19 protein-coding genes are annotated in these 16,784 nt (G+C 52.1%); 10 read left to right on the plus strand and 9 right to left on the minus strand.

All coding sequences use genetic code 11. The features are described from left to right. Positions 1-22: 22 nt before the first annotated feature. Complete coding sequence (locus ACTJI9_RS03440) at positions 23-1,180, minus strand: amidohydrolase (protein ID WP_115053275.1); 1,158 nt, start codon at positions 1,178-1,180, stop codon at positions 23-25. Positions 1,181-1,307: 127 nt separating this feature from the next. On the opposite strand from ACTJI9_RS03440, the gene ACTJI9_RS03445 reads away from it, so the two are divergent. Continuing rightward, the gene (locus ACTJI9_RS03445; RefSeq protein WP_440805995.1) at positions 1,308-2,228 is read left to right on the plus strand and encodes a LysR family transcriptional regulator; all 921 of its coding nucleotides are present in this window, start codon (positions 1,308-1,310) and stop codon (positions 2,226-2,228) included. Between the two features lie 111 nt (positions 2,229-2,339). Next, the gene (locus ACTJI9_RS03450) at positions 2,340-2,777 is read left to right on the plus strand and encodes a VOC family protein (protein WP_115052777.1); all 438 of its coding nucleotides are present in this window, start codon (positions 2,340-2,342) and stop codon (positions 2,775-2,777) included. 50 nt (positions 2,778-2,827) lie between these two features. Here ACTJI9_RS03450 and ACTJI9_RS03455 read toward each other — a convergent pair whose 3' ends face one another. Beyond that, positions 2,828-4,261, minus strand: a complete 1,434-nt coding sequence (locus tag ACTJI9_RS03455; RefSeq protein WP_307285632.1) for an aminotransferase-like domain-containing protein — start codon at positions 4,259-4,261, stop codon at positions 2,828-2,830. A 92-nt stretch (positions 4,262-4,353) separates the two neighbouring features. Between ACTJI9_RS03455 and ACTJI9_RS03460 the strand changes: the two genes are divergently transcribed. After that, positions 4,354-4,581, plus strand: a complete 228-nt coding sequence (locus ACTJI9_RS03460) for a DUF1127 domain-containing protein (protein ID WP_440805998.1) — start codon at positions 4,354-4,356, stop codon at positions 4,579-4,581. 238 nt (positions 4,582-4,819) lie between these two features. Here ACTJI9_RS03460 and purB read toward each other — a convergent pair whose 3' ends face one another. From purB to ACTJI9_RS03485, 5 genes are all read right to left on the minus strand, one after another. After that, the gene (gene purB, locus ACTJI9_RS03465) at positions 4,820-6,136 is read right to left on the minus strand and encodes an adenylosuccinate lyase (RefSeq protein ID WP_440806000.1); all 1,317 of its coding nucleotides are present in this window, start codon (positions 6,134-6,136) and stop codon (positions 4,820-4,822) included. A 101-nt stretch (positions 6,137-6,237) separates the two neighbouring features. Continuing rightward, complete coding sequence (locus ACTJI9_RS03470) at positions 6,238-6,933, minus strand: DUF2259 domain-containing protein (RefSeq protein ID WP_440806232.1); 696 nt, start codon at positions 6,931-6,933, stop codon at positions 6,238-6,240. A 41-nt stretch (positions 6,934-6,974) separates the two neighbouring features. Then, the gene (rpe, locus tag ACTJI9_RS03475; RefSeq protein WP_440806001.1) at positions 6,975-7,649 is read right to left on the minus strand and encodes a ribulose-phosphate 3-epimerase; all 675 of its coding nucleotides are present in this window, start codon (positions 7,647-7,649) and stop codon (positions 6,975-6,977) included. A gap of 63 nt (positions 7,650-7,712) precedes the next feature. Beyond that, a complete protein-coding gene (locus ACTJI9_RS03480; protein WP_440806003.1) occupies positions 7,713-8,720 on the minus strand; it encodes a P1 family peptidase in 1,008 nt (335 codons plus the stop codon). Next, positions 8,720-9,802 carry a branched-chain amino acid ABC transporter substrate-binding protein gene (locus ACTJI9_RS03485; RefSeq protein WP_440806005.1) on the minus strand — a complete coding sequence of 361 codons (1,083 nt, stop codon included), beginning with the start codon at positions 9,800-9,802 and terminating at the stop codon, positions 8,720-8,722. Before ACTJI9_RS03485 ends, ACTJI9_RS03480 begins: the two co-directional genes overlap by 1 nt. Before the next feature lie 186 nt (positions 9,803-9,988). Here ACTJI9_RS03485 and ACTJI9_RS03490 point away from each other — a divergent pair, with 186 nt between their 5' ends. The 5 genes from ACTJI9_RS03490 (at position 9,989) to ACTJI9_RS03510 (ending at position 12,896) form a co-directional block, all read left to right on the plus strand. Further along, entirely contained in the window at positions 9,989-10,444 is a 456-nt protein-coding gene (locus tag ACTJI9_RS03490; protein ID WP_307286584.1) for a flavin reductase, read from the plus strand. A gap of 51 nt (positions 10,445-10,495) precedes the next feature. Then, positions 10,496-10,774, plus strand: a complete 279-nt coding sequence (locus ACTJI9_RS03495; protein ID WP_115053277.1) for an XdhC family protein — start codon at positions 10,496-10,498, stop codon at positions 10,772-10,774. 2 nt (positions 10,775-10,776) lie between these two features. Continuing rightward, complete coding sequence (locus ACTJI9_RS03500) at positions 10,777-11,478, plus strand: XdhC family protein (RefSeq protein ID WP_440806007.1); 702 nt, start codon at positions 10,777-10,779, stop codon at positions 11,476-11,478. Then, positions 11,475-12,353: an alpha/beta hydrolase gene (locus ACTJI9_RS03505; protein ID WP_440806010.1), complete on the plus strand. Its 879-nt coding sequence runs from the start codon at positions 11,475-11,477 to the stop codon at positions 12,351-12,353. The genes ACTJI9_RS03500 and ACTJI9_RS03505 overlap by 4 nt, the downstream gene beginning before the upstream one ends. A 114-nt stretch (positions 12,354-12,467) precedes the next feature. Then, positions 12,468-12,896 carry a hypothetical protein gene (locus tag ACTJI9_RS03510; protein WP_115052787.1) on the plus strand — a complete coding sequence of 143 codons (429 nt, stop codon included), beginning with the start codon at positions 12,468-12,470 and terminating at the stop codon, positions 12,894-12,896. Between the two features lie 12 nt (positions 12,897-12,908). Here the strand turns inward: ACTJI9_RS03510 and ACTJI9_RS03515 are convergent, their stop codons facing one another. Together ACTJI9_RS03515 and ACTJI9_RS03520 are read right to left on the minus strand one after the other, a co-directional pair. Continuing rightward, the gene (locus ACTJI9_RS03515) at positions 12,909-13,853 is read right to left on the minus strand and encodes a diacylglycerol/lipid kinase family protein (protein WP_336439917.1); all 945 of its coding nucleotides are present in this window, start codon (positions 13,851-13,853) and stop codon (positions 12,909-12,911) included. 44 nt (positions 13,854-13,897) lie between these two features. Beyond that, entirely contained in the window at positions 13,898-15,016 is a 1,119-nt protein-coding gene (locus tag ACTJI9_RS03520) for a glucoamylase family protein (RefSeq protein ID WP_440806013.1), read from the minus strand. Positions 15,017-15,347: 331 nt separating this feature from the next. On the opposite strand from ACTJI9_RS03520, the gene ACTJI9_RS03525 reads away from it, so the two are divergent. Then, positions 15,348-16,040: a fumarylacetoacetate hydrolase family protein gene (locus ACTJI9_RS03525; RefSeq protein WP_337354647.1), complete on the plus strand. Its 693-nt coding sequence runs from the start codon at positions 15,348-15,350 to the stop codon at positions 16,038-16,040. Positions 16,041-16,290: 250 nt separating this feature from the next. Then, positions 16,291-16,770: a hypothetical protein gene (locus ACTJI9_RS03530; protein WP_336439919.1), complete on the plus strand. Its 480-nt coding sequence runs from the start codon at positions 16,291-16,293 to the stop codon at positions 16,768-16,770. Positions 16,771-16,784: the final 14 nt, after the last annotated feature.

Consider the following 16,784-nt stretch of genomic DNA (forward strand, 5'->3'; position numbering starts at 1 on the left):
CAATCAGAATGGAAGAAATAAATCAGCGCGGCGCAAGGCGTCGGGCTGCTATGGCCGTAAACATTCCCGCCGCCACGGGAAGTATTTCATCGCGGTAGTCGTAAAGCGGGTGGTGCAGATAGGCGCCGTCCTCGCCATTGCCGACGAAGAAGAAGCAGCCGCGTATGCGTTCCAGATAGAATGCAAAGTCTTCCGCGCCCATGGTTGGAAGCGTATCGATCCTGCCAGCCTTATCAGCGCCTACGGTATCTATGGCGGTTGCAATCACAAATTCGGTCTCCTCCGCATTGTTCACAACAGCGGGGATACGCATTTGCTGGCTAATCATGGCTGTCGCATTATGCGCTTCGCAGATCTGCGCTACGACCAGCCGCAGTTCCTTGTCGATCACCGCATAGGCGGCGGGCGATCCGTCGCGTGTGTTGATGATCAGCGAGGCGCTGACGGGGATAATGTTGTGGCTGTTTCCACCGTGAAATTGTGTGACGGTGACCACGCCGGATTCGAGCGGCGAGAGGCGACGTGAGATCACGCTTTGCAGGCCCTGTACCACTGCGGTTCCCACGAAGATCGGATCGACAGCAAGATCGGGTCGCGACGCGTGTCCGCCTTTGCCGGAAATTGATATTTCATAGAGCGAACTACCGCCCATGGTTGGGCCGGATTTGGCAAAGACACGGCCAAGTGGATATCCCGGGCGGTTATGATAGCCATAAATGGCTTCCACGCCCGTCAATGCACCCGCTTCAATCATTCGGGCTGCCCCAAGCCCGCCTTCTTCAGCTGGCTGGAAAATGAGCTTTAGCTGGCCTGTAAACCGGTCAGCTGATTCCGCCAGTCCTTCGGCGGCCAGAAGCAGCGAGGCCGTGTGCCCGTCATGGCCGCAGGCATGCATCTTCCCATGGATTTTCGAGGCGTAGGGTAGTCCTGTTTCCTCGATGATGGGTAATGCGTCCATATCCGCGCGGAACGCGATTGTTGGGCCGGGACGACCAGTATCCAGAGTGGCGACAACACCCGTCTCGGCAAGGCCTGTAACAACATCATAACCCAACCTGCGAAGTCGGCTTGCCACCAGATCGGCAGTGCCATGCTCCTCATATTTCAGTTCAGGATTTGTATGAATGTAGTGCCGGGTTTCCGTTGCATATTTGATGGCTTCGATAGAAAACGCGTTCATCGAGACTCCCAATTTAATGTTCCACACGGCCTGATTGACCTTTTTGACGTTGATATCAGCGTCATAAACATGCCACAATCGCTTTAATTCGTATAAACCATTGCCAAAATGGCAACGCAGGAACGCCATGCAAAGCACGTCACTTCGTTACTTTCTCGAGGTCGTAAAGTCGGGTTCAATTGCCGATGCATCCTACCGGCTTAATGTCGCAAGCTCTGCAATCAGCAGGCAAATTGCCAAGCTGGAACGGGAATTGGGTGTCGAATTGTTCGAGAGACGGCCGCGGGGCATGGTTCCGAGCGCGGCGGGCGAGGTTCTGTCGGCTCATGCACGGCGAACCATGCTTGATGCTGAACGCGCCACCGCCGAGATCAAAGCATTGCAGGTGCCGGATCGGGGATTTGTGCGTCTGGCCAGCTATGAAGGCTTTGCCGTCGATATTCTTTCCGAAGCCATCGCCGAATTCCGCAAGCGCTTTCCCGGCGTAACCTTTCATCTGTGGGTTGGAAACTCGGTGGAAGTGGCGCAGCTCATTCAAGACGGCGAAGCCGATATAGGTACGACCTTTAATCTGGCGCCGCCTCGCGGCGTAAAAATCGAGCAGGTTGTCCGCCGTCCGATGCACGCGTTGATTCCAAAACATCTCCCGCTTGCGAGCCTCGAATCCGTGACCATGACACAGACGCTGAACTATCCTGTTGCCTTGCCGGACAAGGGGCGAACACAGCGCCATCTGATCGATGCAGCTTTTGCCATGCAAGGGCTTGTCGTGGAGCCTGTCATGTCCACCAACTGCATTTCAGCCTTGCGACGCTTTTCTGACGCTGCCGACTGCATACATTTTACCAGTGCAATCCGTACGCCCGGGCGTACGGACATGGGGGACTTTATCGCTGTTCCAGTTGATGACGAGGTTATGACTGACAGCGTATTGCATATACTGACAATGGAAGATCGCACTTTGCCTGTCGCGGTCCGCGCTTTTCTCGACATGCTGTTGGATAATTTGCATCCCTCTGAGCGCGGAGAGACAGACAAGTTTGCCTGATGAGGGCGATTGAAAATCCTTGAATACTTATAGGCTTGCCCGCGAGCACTGTTGAATGACGTGTTCGTTGTTGGGCTGGACGGCACCTTGCAGATTGGGTAGCTTGGGCCCATGGCGCTCAAACGGATGGACAATGTAGGAATCGTCGTCGAGGACCTCGAAGAGACGATTGAATTCTTTACGGAGCTTGGCCTTGAGTTTGAAGGTCGGGCCACGATCGAAGGAGAATGGGCAGGGCGTGTGACAGGGCTCGGCGATCAGCACGTCGAGATTGCCATGATGCGTACGCCTGACGGGCACAGCCGGCTCGAATTATCCCGCTTCCTCGCACCGGCTGTTGTCGCGGACCACCGCAATGCTCCGGTAAACGCCTTGGGCTACCTTCGCGCCATGTTCACCGTGGATGACATCGATGAGACGCTTGAACGGCTCTATAAACGCGGCGCGCAGCTCGTAGGTGAAGTCGTGCAATATAAAGAGATATACCGGCTCTGCTACATACGCGGTCCTGAAGGACTTCTCATCGGACTAGCGCAAGAACTCAACTGAGCGCGCCTTTAAAGACCTTAATGAAAGCCATGCGAGTATCCCGCACGGCTTCACGAATAGCTGTCATAACTCGCATTATCCGTGTCCATCAGGCGGCGGACGATTGAAAACCCTTGGGTCAGTTCCTCACGGGTTGCAGGCACTGTTATCCCAAGCCGCACGCGATGAAAGGTCTTTTCCGTACGGCCGGGCTTGAATTCATCCTCGTCATCAATCAGCACGCCTTCATTGAGGGCGGCATTCTTGAATGTCGCAGAAAGCCAGGGATCGGGAAGTTTTACCCAGAGGAATGTTGCAAGCGGCTGTGAGTTGAAATCCAATCCCGCAAATATGCTGCGCGCAATTGCTTCACGAGCTTGGATCTCTTCGCAAACCTTGTTGCGGATTATATCCGCTTCACCTGAATTGACCAATTGTGCGCCAAGTTCCGCCATAGTGAACGGCATTCCGCCGGTAAGCATTTTATGGGCGGTGTAAACGCGGGTCGCCAGGTTTGGCGGGCATGCCACCCAGCCGCCGCGCACGCCAGCTGCGACCGATTTAGATAGGCCGCCGATGTAAAATGTGCGCTCGGGCGCCAGACGCGCGATGGCTGTAAGTTCACGCTTCATCACCGAACCATATAAATCATCTTCAATGATCCAGACATTATAGCGGCGTGCGATATCGGCAAATGCGTGGCGATAGTCCTCAGGCATGGTTGTCGCTGTGGGATTATGCAGTGACGGCATGAGGAAGACGAGTTTCGGGTGTTGTTGCGCACAAAGCCGCTCAAAATCGTCTGGTGTCGCATATCCGGCCTGTGTGTGCATGATGATGCTGCGTCGCCCCATGAGATTGACGCTGCGCGCGGCAGAACAATAGGTCAGATCCTCAAAAGCGATTTTGTCACCGGGGGCAGTGACCGCTGCAATGATCGCAAGAATTGCCGAATGGGCACCAAGTGTTGGCACGATTGATGCGGGCTCTGGCGCCCAATCTGCGGTTGAGAGCCATTTGCTTCCAGCCTCAAGCCAGCCTTGGGGCAGGGTGCGGGAATAGCTGGTTACCTCGCGGGGGTATTGTCGCACAATGTTTTGCAGCAACCGTTCTATCGACTCAGATTGGCCGACATCAATGGCAGCGGTCGAGTCGAGGCGGATATTACCCGGCTCAATAATTGCGCCGCGCGTTCCGCCAAAGGGTGTGGACTGATTTGAACGCTCCACCAGTGGAACATCCTTGTGGCTGGTGACATAGGTGCCACGCCCGACTTCTCCCGTGACCAATCCTCGTTCGCGAATGAGATTATAAGCGCGGCCCACCGTGCCGATCGTCACGCCAATATCGAAGGCGAGATTGCGTTGCGGCGGCAGCTTGGTGCCGGGCGGAAGAACCCCTTGCGCTATGTCGGATTCAATCCGGTTTGCCAGCCGCATATAGAGCGGGCCGCGGCGTTGTTGGGGTTCAATGTCAGTTTCGAGGTTCGGAAGCCAATTTGTCATGGTGACAATGAATATATTGCGATTCAAACGGAGTCAATTCATTAGAGTATCGAACAATGTTCGAGTCAATTTCGACTTGAAAGGTGATAAAAATGAGTACAATTGACACAATTGATGCCTGTTGCAAGACAAACAAGTTCGTTGAGCCGCGCCATAGCCTATTCCATCGGGTTTCGGCAGCGCTCAACTGGTTCAGCTTGGCTATGATGAAGCGGAGAACCCGCATTCATCTCAGTGAACTGACTGATGATCAACTTCGGGATATCGGCATTTCAAAACGCGAAGCTCGCCGCGAAGTTGAACGGTCCTTTTGGGATTGAAGGCCGTGATAGTTGAGCGCTCGTCTTGTCCAATTCTTGGCTTGAATGAAAAAGAGGAATTGAACGATCGTTCAATTCCTCTTTTTTGTTATTTTCAGTATTTATGCCGTTTTTGCTAGCCAAAAGGCCTTTTTCCACCAGTCAAATTGAAATTCTTCCAGGATATTGCGCGAGATTTCTGAAATCTTGCTGAAGAATGGGCAAATTTTGCTGCATTTTTTCAATCGGAAGCTTCAATTTAGTTGTTGTTGGTTGAGCCAAACACCCGGTTAAAAATCGTATCGACATGTTTCGTATGATAGCCGAGGTCAAACTTCTCGCGAATGACTTCCTCCGGAAGAGAAGCTCGAACATCAGCATCGGCCAGCAGTTCTTCAAGGAAATCTGCGCCGTGTTCCCACACTTTCATCGCATTGCGTTGGACGAGGCGATAGGAGTCTTCACGCGAAACGCCGGCCTGCGTCAGCGCAAGCAATACGCGCTGAGAATGAATCAGGCCACGGAATTTATTCATGTTTTTCAACATATTATCTGGATAGACCAGCAGATTTTCGATCACGCCAACCATGCGGGCCAAGGCGAAATCCAGGGTGATTGTCGCATCCGGACCGATCATGCGCTCAACCGATGAGTGTGAAATATCGCGTTCGTGCCAAAGCGCCACATTTTCCATTGCAGGAAGTGCGAAAGCGCGAACCATGCGGGCGAGGCCGGTCATGTTCTCGGTTAGAACCGGGTTCCGCTTGTGCGGCATGGCTGAAGAGCCTTTTTGCCCGGGTGAAAAATACTCTTCCGCTTCCAATACTTCCGTGCGTTGCAAATGGCGTATTTCGACCGACAAACGCTCAACCGAAGAAGCAATTACACCCAAGGTTGCAAAATACATGGCGTGACGGTCGCGCGGAATAACCTGCGTGGAAACTGGTTCTGCCTGCATTCCCAATGCTTTAGCCACGTGTTCTTCTACGCGTGGGTCGATATTGGCGAAAGTTCCGACAGCGCCGGAAATGGCGCAGGTTGCAATCTCCTCACGGGCAGCCACCAGTCTGTTGCGGCATCTTTCGAATTCCGCATAGGCCTGAGCCAGCTTTACGCCGAAGGTTGTCGGTTCGGCGTGAATGCCGTGGCTGCGACCGATCGTGACTGTATCCTTGTGCTCGAAAGCGCGAACTTTCAAGGCTGCCAATAGCCGATCCAGGTCATCCAGAAGGATATCGCTGGCACGCATGAGTTGCACATTGAAGCAGGTGTCGAGAACGTCAGATGAGGTCATTCCTTGGTGCACGAAACGCGCATCCGGTCCGACGATTTCGGACAAATGTGTAAGGAAAGCAATGACATCGTGCTTTGTCTCGCGCTCGATTTCATCGATGCGATCAATGTCGAATGTCGCCGCGCCGCCTTTTTCCCAGATCGTTTTTGCAGCTTGTTTCGGGATCACGCCCAGCTCGGCAAGTGCGTCGCAGGCGTGTGCCTCGATTTCAAACCAGATACGGAATTTTGTCTCGGGAGACCAGATTGCGACCATCTCGGGCCGCGAATAGCGCGGGATCATATGTTTTCCTGTCGGCGGGTGTGTCTTGGATTTCTGTGCGGTCTATCAGACCGGGGCGCATCACTCAATGCCAGTTTGCGGCTGGCATCGGTTGGTGTGGATTATCGCTGTTTCGTCACCGCCAGCCATCTGTAGTCAGGGCCCTCAAAACCAACGCCGCGAACCGAAATCATGACAGCGACAACGGGCTTGCCATTGTCTGGATAAAAGGTCTGGACGGCGCCGATACTATAGCCGAGAGGGCAACCGCGACTGGTGGGAATAGCTTGGTCTTCATGCAATAATTCGGACTTGGCGTCAGGCTTATACTCAGCAAGTGTAAGCCGGAACCCTTTGATTTCACCCGTTTTATTGCATGTTTCACTGGCAGGAGCAGGGATCTCCTGAAGTGTAATTGTCAGGCTGGCATCAAGTGCCGGAAAGACCGGCCTTGGGTTGACGATCACCTTGAATGGATCGGAAGAAAGCTCTGTTACGGGATTGAATGCAACCGTATGACCAGCGTTTTTGCGTAGCTCGGTATCAGGCAAAGATGTCAGATTTTGACCGTCCTGTTCCGCCTTGCTGCGAGCTTTTTCGACGGACGAATTCTCGTCGTCCAGCCTTATACGTACCGGCGTTTTTGCAAGAAATTTGTCAGTGGCTGTGTCGATATAGAACCGGTTTGCATATGGAAAGCCCGAGCCATCCTGTATGCCATATTCTTCAAAGGCGAAAATGCCGCCATCTTTGGAAAAACCAATAATATCAAGCTTTGCTGCATCGCCAGCCTGAGCCATGTTTGGCATCGCAACCATTACGGCCAACAGGCTCAATCTCGATAATTGGCGGTATGGCATTACGATCCCTTTTTAATCGAGCTCCGTATCAGGTCGATATTAGCTTTATAATGCGCTTCTGTCCCGCCTTTATAAACTGCTGAACCTGCAACAAGCGCATTGGCTCCGGCGGTGACCGCCAATGGCGCTGTTTCTGCCGTAATACCGCCATCGACTTCGATATCGATAGGCCGGCCGCCTATCATCGTTTTGATTTTCCTCAATTTATCCTGCATTTCAGCGATAAATTTCTGTCCGCCAAAGCCCGGATTGACAGTCATCACCAGAATTAGATCAACATTATCGAGAACATATTCGATTGCGGATTCGGGCGTAGCGGGATTGATCGCAACGCCAGCTTTTTTCCCAAAGGTGCGAATGGCTTGTAAGGAACGATGCAAATGTGGTCCTGCTTCCGCGTGAACCGTAATGATATCTGAACCCGCCTTGGCAAAGGCTTCAATATATGGGTCGCATGGGGCGATCATCAAATGCGTGTCAAACACCGCATCGGTCAGAGGCCGGATCGCTTTCACAACATCCGGGCCGAAGGTGATATTGGGCACGAAATGTCCGTCCATGACATCAATATGTATCCAATCTGCACCAGCGTTCAGCACGGAGGTTATCTCTGAGCCAAGCTTGGAAAAATCCGATGCCAGAATGGACGGGGCGATAACGAGCGGACGGCTCATGGTAGTCTCCGGATAGGGAAATGGTTGGCGCGGACCTATCATGTGCAGCTTTACCGCACAAGCTTAGCTCAGAGAACTCCAGACAGGGTGGGGATCATTATCGGCCGGGGTGGCGGCATAGACACCGCGTGCCACAGCCCTCGCCATTGTGGAGGCTGCGGTTGCACAAAGTTCAATGAACTCCCCGATTTCCGGCGCTCTGCCCGCTGTTCCTGTAGCAAGAGCGAAGATAAGATCGCCATCGAACGGTGTATGGGATGGCCATATCGCGCGGGAAAAACCATCATGAGCGGCTATAGCCAAACGCTTGGCCTGAGCTTTGGTAAGTATGAGGTCTGTGGCAATGACGCCGATTGTTGTGTTGGCGTTGTGTTCTGCAACACTGAATTTCGTACGGATATCAGCGGCTTCGCCGGGGAGAGGGTGGGGCAGGCCAAGTCCGCCAAATTCATCAGCAATTTCAAAGGGAGAAGCCCAGAAGTGTCGCGTATTTCCGACGGTAACCATGCCAAGCGCATTGACAGCCACCAGAGCGCCGATTGTTGTTCCGTTGTCCAGAACCGCTGAGGCGGACCCCAATCCGCCTTTCAAGCCGGCCACTGTTGCGCCTGTTCCGGCACCAATCGTGCCAAGGGTAAAATTCCGCGATGCTGTGTGAACCGCGTCATATCCCATCTCACGATAGGGCGGGTATCGGCCCCAATTCTTGTCGCCGCCATTGAGCATATCGAAAAGGATTGCTCCAGGAACAATGGGAATCCTTTGAGTGCCGACTTCAAAACCCACTTCCATTTCGCGCAACGCCGCTTGAACACCCGATGCGGCATCAAGTCCGAAAGCCGAGCCGCCAGACAAAACAAGTGCGTTAATGGCTTCAACCGTATTATGCGGCTCCAGCAAATCCGTTTCACGCGTGCCAGGCGCTCCGCCAAGTATTTGGACTGCTGCTGTTGCCGGTGTGTCGCAAAGTATGACGGTGCAGCCCGACTTCACATGTTCGCTTGAAGCATTGCCAACCTTAAGGCCGCCAACATCGGTAATGAGATTGAGAGCTCCGGCCCGCAGTGCCATTAATTGGTCTCCGGAACAAATTGTTTTCCATCGTATTTTTGCAAGCGATAAGTGTCGGCAATACGTTCGCCCGCAGCATCGAACTGCACAGGTCCGAGCGCTGTTTCAAAAGTAGTTTTGCGGAGCAGCTCGTTAATTGAACCCGCCTGAGACTTTGCGGCTTGCAGCACGCCCAAAGCAACTTCTCCGGCGGCATAGGCAGCGATCGTATAGCCCTCTGGAACTTTGCCTGCGAGCTCAATGGCGTTTTTGGCGGCGCGAGCGCTCTCCAATGTTTGCGGTGCACGGGGCGCGATCATGAGCGTACCCACTGCAAGGTCATTTTCATGGCCTAAGGCGTTTAGCGCCTCACTTCCGATAATCGTCAAGGGGTAATCCAATATCGCGGCGCTACGACCAATTGCTGCGACATCATCACGTTCCCCACCAACGAACACCTGAGTGGCACCAGCGCGTTTGAGGCGTCCGACGAGGGCATTCTGGTTGTCGAGGCCCGGCCTGTACGTATCTGAAAATACCGGCTTTAAGCCTTTCTCTTCAAGCCGCGCACGAATACCGGAGGTTAGCTCACGCCCGAAGATTGTTCCGTCATCAATTATGGCAAAGGGCGTGGAACGCCAACGGTCAGCCAGTATGGCGCTGGTTTCGTTCACTTCATTCCGGTTTGAAGGAGCAAGCCTGAAAACAGGATAGCGTTGGTCGGTTCGTAGCTCCGTCAGCGTTTGCGAACGTATAGCTGGCGTGATGATTGCGATACCTTTTTGACCAAGAATGGGCAAAGCGGCCTCAAGTGCTTCTGTGCATAGAAATCCCACGACAATCAGCACATCCGATTGAAGCAGTTGTTTCGCAGCCTCAGCGCCGCCCGTTGCCGTACAAGTGTCGTCAGCGGTTACTATTGATGCCCCTTGCCCGCTTTTGTCTGATGCGATTGCTATTGCAGCGCCGTCCACCAACTGATTGCCCAAGCGCGAAAACGTGCCCGAGATTGGCGCGACAACACCAATTTTGTCTTCGGCATATGCGGTAGTGCAGAAAACCAAGCCAAGGGCGAAGGTTGTCGCGCGGATCAGTAAAGTCATCGAAAAATTGCCGTTTCCTCGTATCTGTAACCAATAGCCTGTTTTCGGTAACTGTTTCCTTCACTTAGTGCAATCCGACCCTATATAAATGATACATCTTGCGGTAGTGATGCGAGGACAAATGGAAAAAGTACTGTGTTTATCGCCAAAGACCAGAAGATAGAGCCCCTCGCGTTTCGCAATGCGATGAGCCATTTTGCTGAAGCCGTCCATATCCTGACCACTGATGGCCCAGCCGGGCGTCGCGGCGTAACAATATCGGCTGTCTGTTCGGTATCTGACGACCCTGCGACCATGCTCGTTTGCCTAAACCGCAAGCATGAGTTCAATCATCTCTTTATCGAAAATCAGGTCTTCGCCTTGAATACGCTGTCTTATAGGCAGCAAGCGCTGTCGGAAGCGTTTTCAGGCAAGGGTGATCTCTCACAGGCTGACAGATTCGCACTTGGAAACTGGCATACGGCGCAAACTGGTGCCCCCGTATTGGTAGATGCGCTTGCAAGTTTCGATTGTCGGATTATCGATACCCATGAAGTCGCCACCCACTACGTAATTTATGGCAAAGTGACCGCTATCAATATGGGCGATTATGAAAACTCGCTGGTCTACCTCAACCGTGGCTATCATCGCGTTGGAGAATAGGCCGTGGTTCTACAACAACCGCCAGATCCGCTAATCATTGCCGAACGCTGGATGCTGGAAGGCCGGGATGTTGCAATAGCCACGGTCATAGAGACATGGGGATCGTCACCGCGCCAGGCAGGAAGTCAATTGGTTATTGATAATTCGGGGAATTTTGAAGGTTCCGTGTCCGGAGGATGCGTTGAAGCTGCCGTGATCGCAGAAGCTGCCGATGTGATCCGCCACGGTAAACCGGCTATGCTTGAATTTGGAGTTGCCGATGAAACCGCTTGGAAAGTGGGACTGTCGTGTGGTGGACGGATCAAAGTTTACGTTGAGCGCCTGGGCTAACTATGGATCCCTTTTGCCTGAAGAAACTCAATAAAGAGCGGCTTGAACGCCGCGCCGTAATTCTATTGACTGACCTCACAGATGGGCGCGATCGGGTAGTAAAAGAAACGGACCCTGTAGCTGGTAAATTGGGCGAGGCCATCAGGAAAGCATTTTTGACAGGGCAATCTGGCGTTATCGAGATCGACGGCAGCTCTTTTTTTCTGAACGTCTATCTGCCGTCACCGCGCCTCGTTGTCATAGGTGCCGTTCATATCAGCGAAGCACTTGCTCCAATGGCAAAGGCCGCTGGTTACGAGATGGAGATCATCGACCCCCGATCCGCATTCGCGACACCAGAGCGCTTTCCAGATGTGGCGGTCTATGCCGACTGGCCGCATGACGTGCTGCTCGAACGCCCTCTTGATAGCTATTGCGCCATGGCGGTTTTATCACATGATCCAAAGATTGATGATCCAGCATTGGAAATGGCCCTGAAAGCCGGGTGTTTTTACATCGGAGCCCTTGGTAGCCGCACCACTCATGCAAAACGCATTGAACGATTGAAGTCGCTGGGATTTAATGACGATCATATAAGCTCGATCAATGCCCCGATCGGTCTGGATATCGGTGCTGTTGGCCCGCAGGAGATTGCAGTTGCGATCATCGGGGGTGTAATCAAGGCGTTTCGCGCTCGCGACAATCTAGGCAAGGATGGAAATTGAACAAGCTCGGTTTTTTGGCGGCATTGATCATTATATTTTTTTGCGGCCCAGCGTCAGCAGCTCAAATCGCTCCATATAAGGATAGTTTATTTGCCTATCCGGAAATTTTGAAAACAGGTGACAACGGCGATTATGTCGTCATCAATTACAATGAAATGCGCGATATTAACGGGCGCGACCAAATCCCGGAGCGGCGTGTCAAGCAGACCTATCTGTCAATGCAGCCCAAACGTACGCAGAAGGATCTGACGGTTACCACAGATGCCGGTGCGATGAAGGTTATGACGGTTGGCAAAGCTACCGGCGGTGCCTCATTTATAGTGATCTATCTCCATGGTCAGGGCGGCAACCGTCAACAAGGGATGAACGACTACACTTTTGGGGGTAATTTCAATCGCCTCAAGAACCTGCTGAACGAGAATGACGGACTGTATCTTTCTCCGGATTTTAGCGATTTCGGGGAAAAGGGCGCGAACGAAATTTCAAGTCTCATCAGCTATTTTAAAGCTCAATCACCCAGAGCGAAGCTGATCGTCGCCTGCGGTTCGATGGGAGGGCAGTTGTGTTGGCGTTTGGCAAACGACACTGCAGCTTCCAAAAACATATCTGGTTTGATCTTGCTCGGTTCGTTATGGGACGACGAGTTTTTTAGTTCTGCGGCTTTTAAACGCCGAATTCCCGTATTTTTCGGCCACGGGAGTCGTGATCCTGTGTTTTCGATCAGCAATCAAGAGGCATTCTATCGGAAAATTCGAGCGCAGGAGTCCGCGTATCCGGTGAAATTTCACAGATTTGAGAGTGGTAATCACGGGACACCTATTCGCATGACCGATTGGCGACTGGTGTTGAATTGGATGCTATCCATTCCCTCCTGAATGAATGTTGCAATAAAGTCCCATTGTGGCAGTTGTGCCACTCGACAATTGTTAAAAAGCGAATAGTTTCCGCCTTATACAACACCCTTCGAGACGACTTTTGCGGAGAGAGCAATGCGCCTGCCCAACAACATCCTATGCCGGATTGCCCCATTGGCGATTCTTATCCCTTTGGCAGCGTGTTCCACGACGAGCGAACCAAATATGCGGCCTACAATCATGCCGACCTTTGCCCCTGTTCGGCCACCTGTTGATGCAGCGCTGGCTGATCCATGCATATCTGCTGCGGCGTCGAAATATTTTCTAACGGAAAATCATATAACTGCTGTGGATGCTGAACCAATTGGCGGCGGCGTAAATCAGGTGCGCCTGAGGGCGGATATTCGCGATGCCATGTGTACCGTTACCGATAAAGGCAAGGTGCGTTCGATAGTCGATACCATGCCGAAAAGTGCAGATCAGGTTGCTGCTGAAGAAGCCGCAGCTGCGAAGAAAACTGCGGTCCAGGCAGCACCTGTGCAAAAGTCAAAGAAGAAGAGCTAACTCAGCATCATTTCAGAGAGGCGGGGCGGCGTCAGTCGCCCTGTCTTGTTCCTGATCTGGTCTTAGCGGGACCAGCACTTTCAGCTGGCCTGCATGTATCTTAATTTCCACGTCTTTGGGCAACGCTATCAGTTCTCCATCGATCGTTGCCTTGGCGCTTCTTCTCTTGTGCGGGAAGTGAAGTTGTACTTCTTTCGCCAATACCTCCTCGACATCTGCATTCCGGCGCCACGAGCCCGTAATAACCGACAAAGTCAGCTTCATAAGTGTCCCAGACGTGAGGCTGCCCGCGATATAGACTCCCAGCTCGCCCTTATTTACGTCATCTGGAACGGGCAGCATGGTCTGACCGTATGGATTATTGGATACTGAAATCGCCGATACCGTTCTTTCGGTGGGAAATCCGTCGATGGTCATTCTAACGGAAAAGCGTGGTGGTTTGGCCATCGCTTTGAGAAAAGCGCGAAAACTCGCCAATCGCTTACCCCAACGGGAGTGATATGTGAGCGTATTGCGAAATTTGATCATCTGCGGTTGAAAACCGATGGATATCTGGTGCACGAAGCTTTCATCGTTGGCAGTAGAGATATCCACTGCTTCGATCTGCCCGCTCGCAAGACTTTCGAGAGCGGCATTGAGCTCCAATGGAATTTTTAATGCCCGTGCGAACAGGTTCATCGTGCCGGCAGGCAGCACTGCAAGTGGCACTTTTGCCTTCCAGGCGATGTCGGCCGCCGCGGAAATTGTGCCGTCACCGCCGCCAGCCATGAGTACATGTGCACCAGCCTCAGTTGCCACACGTTTCAAGGCTTTTACAACATCCTTCCCCGCAACGACTTCGCTTTGAAAACTGTGCCCGTGCTTTTCGAAAATGTCCTTTGCGGTCTGTGTAAACAGATCCATGTCCATCGTGCGGAATGTGCCGCCATCGCGGTTGAAAACGGCGTGAACTTTCATTACCGGCCCCTGGATTGAATTGAACTTAATTGAAAACTGGTTGGTTATATGAACTGACGCAATGGCTCAGCGGTGATTTGGTTCCCCGGATTTTCCATGTGCGGGCTTTGAAAACCAAGTTTCAGCAATGCGTGCTTTATCTCCGGAGCGCTCATGAACAGCTTCCAAAGCAGGCCGCTCCGATGATTTTCTATCATGGCGATAATGGGCCCCTGATCGATTGCAAGATAAGTCCGTGCATACCATTCAGTAGCAGGCGAGAATGCGTCAACGAACCCGAACCGACCTGTCATCTTGCCCTTTGGCAAGCTGAGAAAATGGCGAAGTGCCTGCATGGATTCTCTGGGTGTGTAGGGCATGCTGCTTAAAGCAGCCGTCGGTGCGATCACCCCGAAATCGGATGCCGGTGAACTGGCTAGATACCCTTTTGGTCCGTGGCTCGATGTCAGCCCCCAGCAATTGGCGCCATAACCCTTATAACCATGTGGGTTATGGACACTATGCAGATAGTTGATCCGACTGTGATTTTGATTTTGCTCCCAATAATCCGCATATTGATCGGACAGTCCTCGCGGATCCAATCCACAAAATGAATAATGTGCAAAGAATAGAGGGCCGCCATAATCGGCTCCTAGAGGTAATTTTACACCATAGTAGTCACGTCCGTTGAGAAATACTCCGTTGCGTGCAAATCCATCATGATAAGTATCGGATTGAATGCCGTATTCTTCAGAGCAGGCTGCCAGAACATAGGTGACCAGTGCTTCGTTCCATCCCTGAATTGGCACATTCCGGGCGAAGCGATATTTCGGACTATGATGCCAGTATAAAACGTTACGACCTGGTTTTACGTGGCTGTTCCACTGCACATCTCTCCAGATGCGATTAATACGCTCTCGTATCGCCAGATCTTCGGCGCTGGCAGAGTTGAAATATTGCCTTACACAAACCAGCCCTTGAATGAGAAATGAAGTCTCAACAAGGTCGCTTCCATCATCCAGTCTTGAAAAGGGAACGGTAGAGCCATCGTTGCCATTGATGAAATGGGGAAAAACACCTCGATATCTTTGGGTGTGTTCCAATGCAGACAGCATGATATTAACGCGCTCGCGGGCTTGCCGGTGCGAAATCCAGTCGCGCTCCACAGCAACCAGAATCGCCATAAATGCAAAACCCGATCCGCCAATCGCTACGAGGTCATTGGCTGGATCAGCCGTTCGGCCAGATCTGTCCCGCGCCAAGCCGCTCTTCGGGTGTGCGCCGTGCCAAAAATAGGCGAAGCTTGCGTGCTGGACCTGTTCGAGCAGAATGTCGTCGTCAGCTTGGGCAATTTCTGCTGGATACGCCGGATCAAATTTCAGATGCATGAAAGACGCAAGTCCCCGCTGCGACGTGTGGCATTGGCTTGATGAACGTTTTCTGGTCTTGATAGCATGTAGTAGGGATGATCTAGTCCAGAAAGAGTCCAGCGATCAATAAGCGGTGAAAACAATCATGCCCGATGAGTATATTTTTGAACCTGTCCCACAACCAGGACTGGAGATTTCCGGCACGGACAAACTTTTCCCTGTACATCGAATATATTGCGTTGGGCGCAATTATGCCGACCATGCAATCGAAATGGGTCATGATCCGAATCGTGAACCACCATTTTTCTTTCAGAAGAATCCAGACTCGCTCGTAAGACAGGGCCAGGATTTTCCTTATCCACCGGCGACGAGCGATGTTCATTTCGAAATGGAACTCGTGATTGCTATCGGGAAGGATGGGATCGACATTGCCAATGATGCAGCCCTTGATCACGTATTCGGCTATGCTGTTGGGCTGGATATGACGCGTCGTGACTTGCAAGGAGAAGCGAAAAAACTCGGTCGTCCGTGGGAGGTCGGTAAAGCGTTCGAATCATCTGCACCATGTTCACCGATTGTACCAGCTTCAGTAATCGGCCACCCCGAAAAAGGCGCGATATGGCTCAACGTAAATGGGGTTGAACGTCAACGTGGTGATCTCAGTCAGATGATTTGGAAAGTGCCCGAAACTGTTGCTTATCTCTCGACATTGTTCAGCCTTAAAGCCGGAGATCTCATCTTTACAGGAACGCCGGCTGGCGTTGGAGCAATACAACGCGGGGATAAAATGGTCGGTGGAGTGGACGGGATTTCGGAAATTGAAGTGGGCGTTGTTTGATGCAATCTAAATTTTGCCAACAAAGATGATTGTTTTTGCTGCAAACAAGCTGGCTGTTTGGAAATATTTTTTTCGGTCGAAATGCCCGTTAAGGTTGTAGAAAAGTGTTTAAAATCGACCTGGAGTGAAGCATTTGCCGGCTAACTAAATTCGCAGGCGGATTTGATTGAAAATTCGTGTGTTGTCTTTGAAAATAAATGCTTTATCTAATAAGTGAGGACACCCGAATTGGCTCGAAAGTTGGCGCTTGATGAACTACCAAATACTGTTTGGCTCATATCCCATCCCGCGTTTTGCCGGGATAGCCAGCCATAATTTTGTTGTGATGTGCGACGAAAACGGCAGGCCGATTTTCGAGATAAATGGTGGTGCCTCCAATTCAGATGGCAGTTTTAATTATTGCGCCATTCGAGGGCCTTTGACGGCCGTCGTTACCGATTATGCTCATCGTGATCTGCGATACTTTCCAGAGTTCTATTTGCGGCCAACGTCGATAACGTCACTTCTTTTAGAAGGCAGTTATAGTTCGGTCGCAGCTCGCTGGCGCGCCGCAGTTGATCTAGCAGAGCGCATCCGCCAATCTGGCCTCCGTTATTCCTTTTGGCTTCAGAACAGCAATTCTGTGGCGAGCGCGGTAACCGAGGCGATGAAATTGACGCCGCCTTCAGCCGCCGTTGGTAGGGTAAAGGCTCCTGGAAGTTATCGGCGCCTCATACTTGATGCGGCGTAAAACAGAGCCCCGCC

Origin of the sequence: Phyllobacterium sp. 22552, assembly GCF_052044585.1 — a bacterium.
Classification (GTDB): domain Bacteria; phylum Pseudomonadota; class Alphaproteobacteria; order Rhizobiales; family Rhizobiaceae; genus Phyllobacterium; species Phyllobacterium ifriqiyense.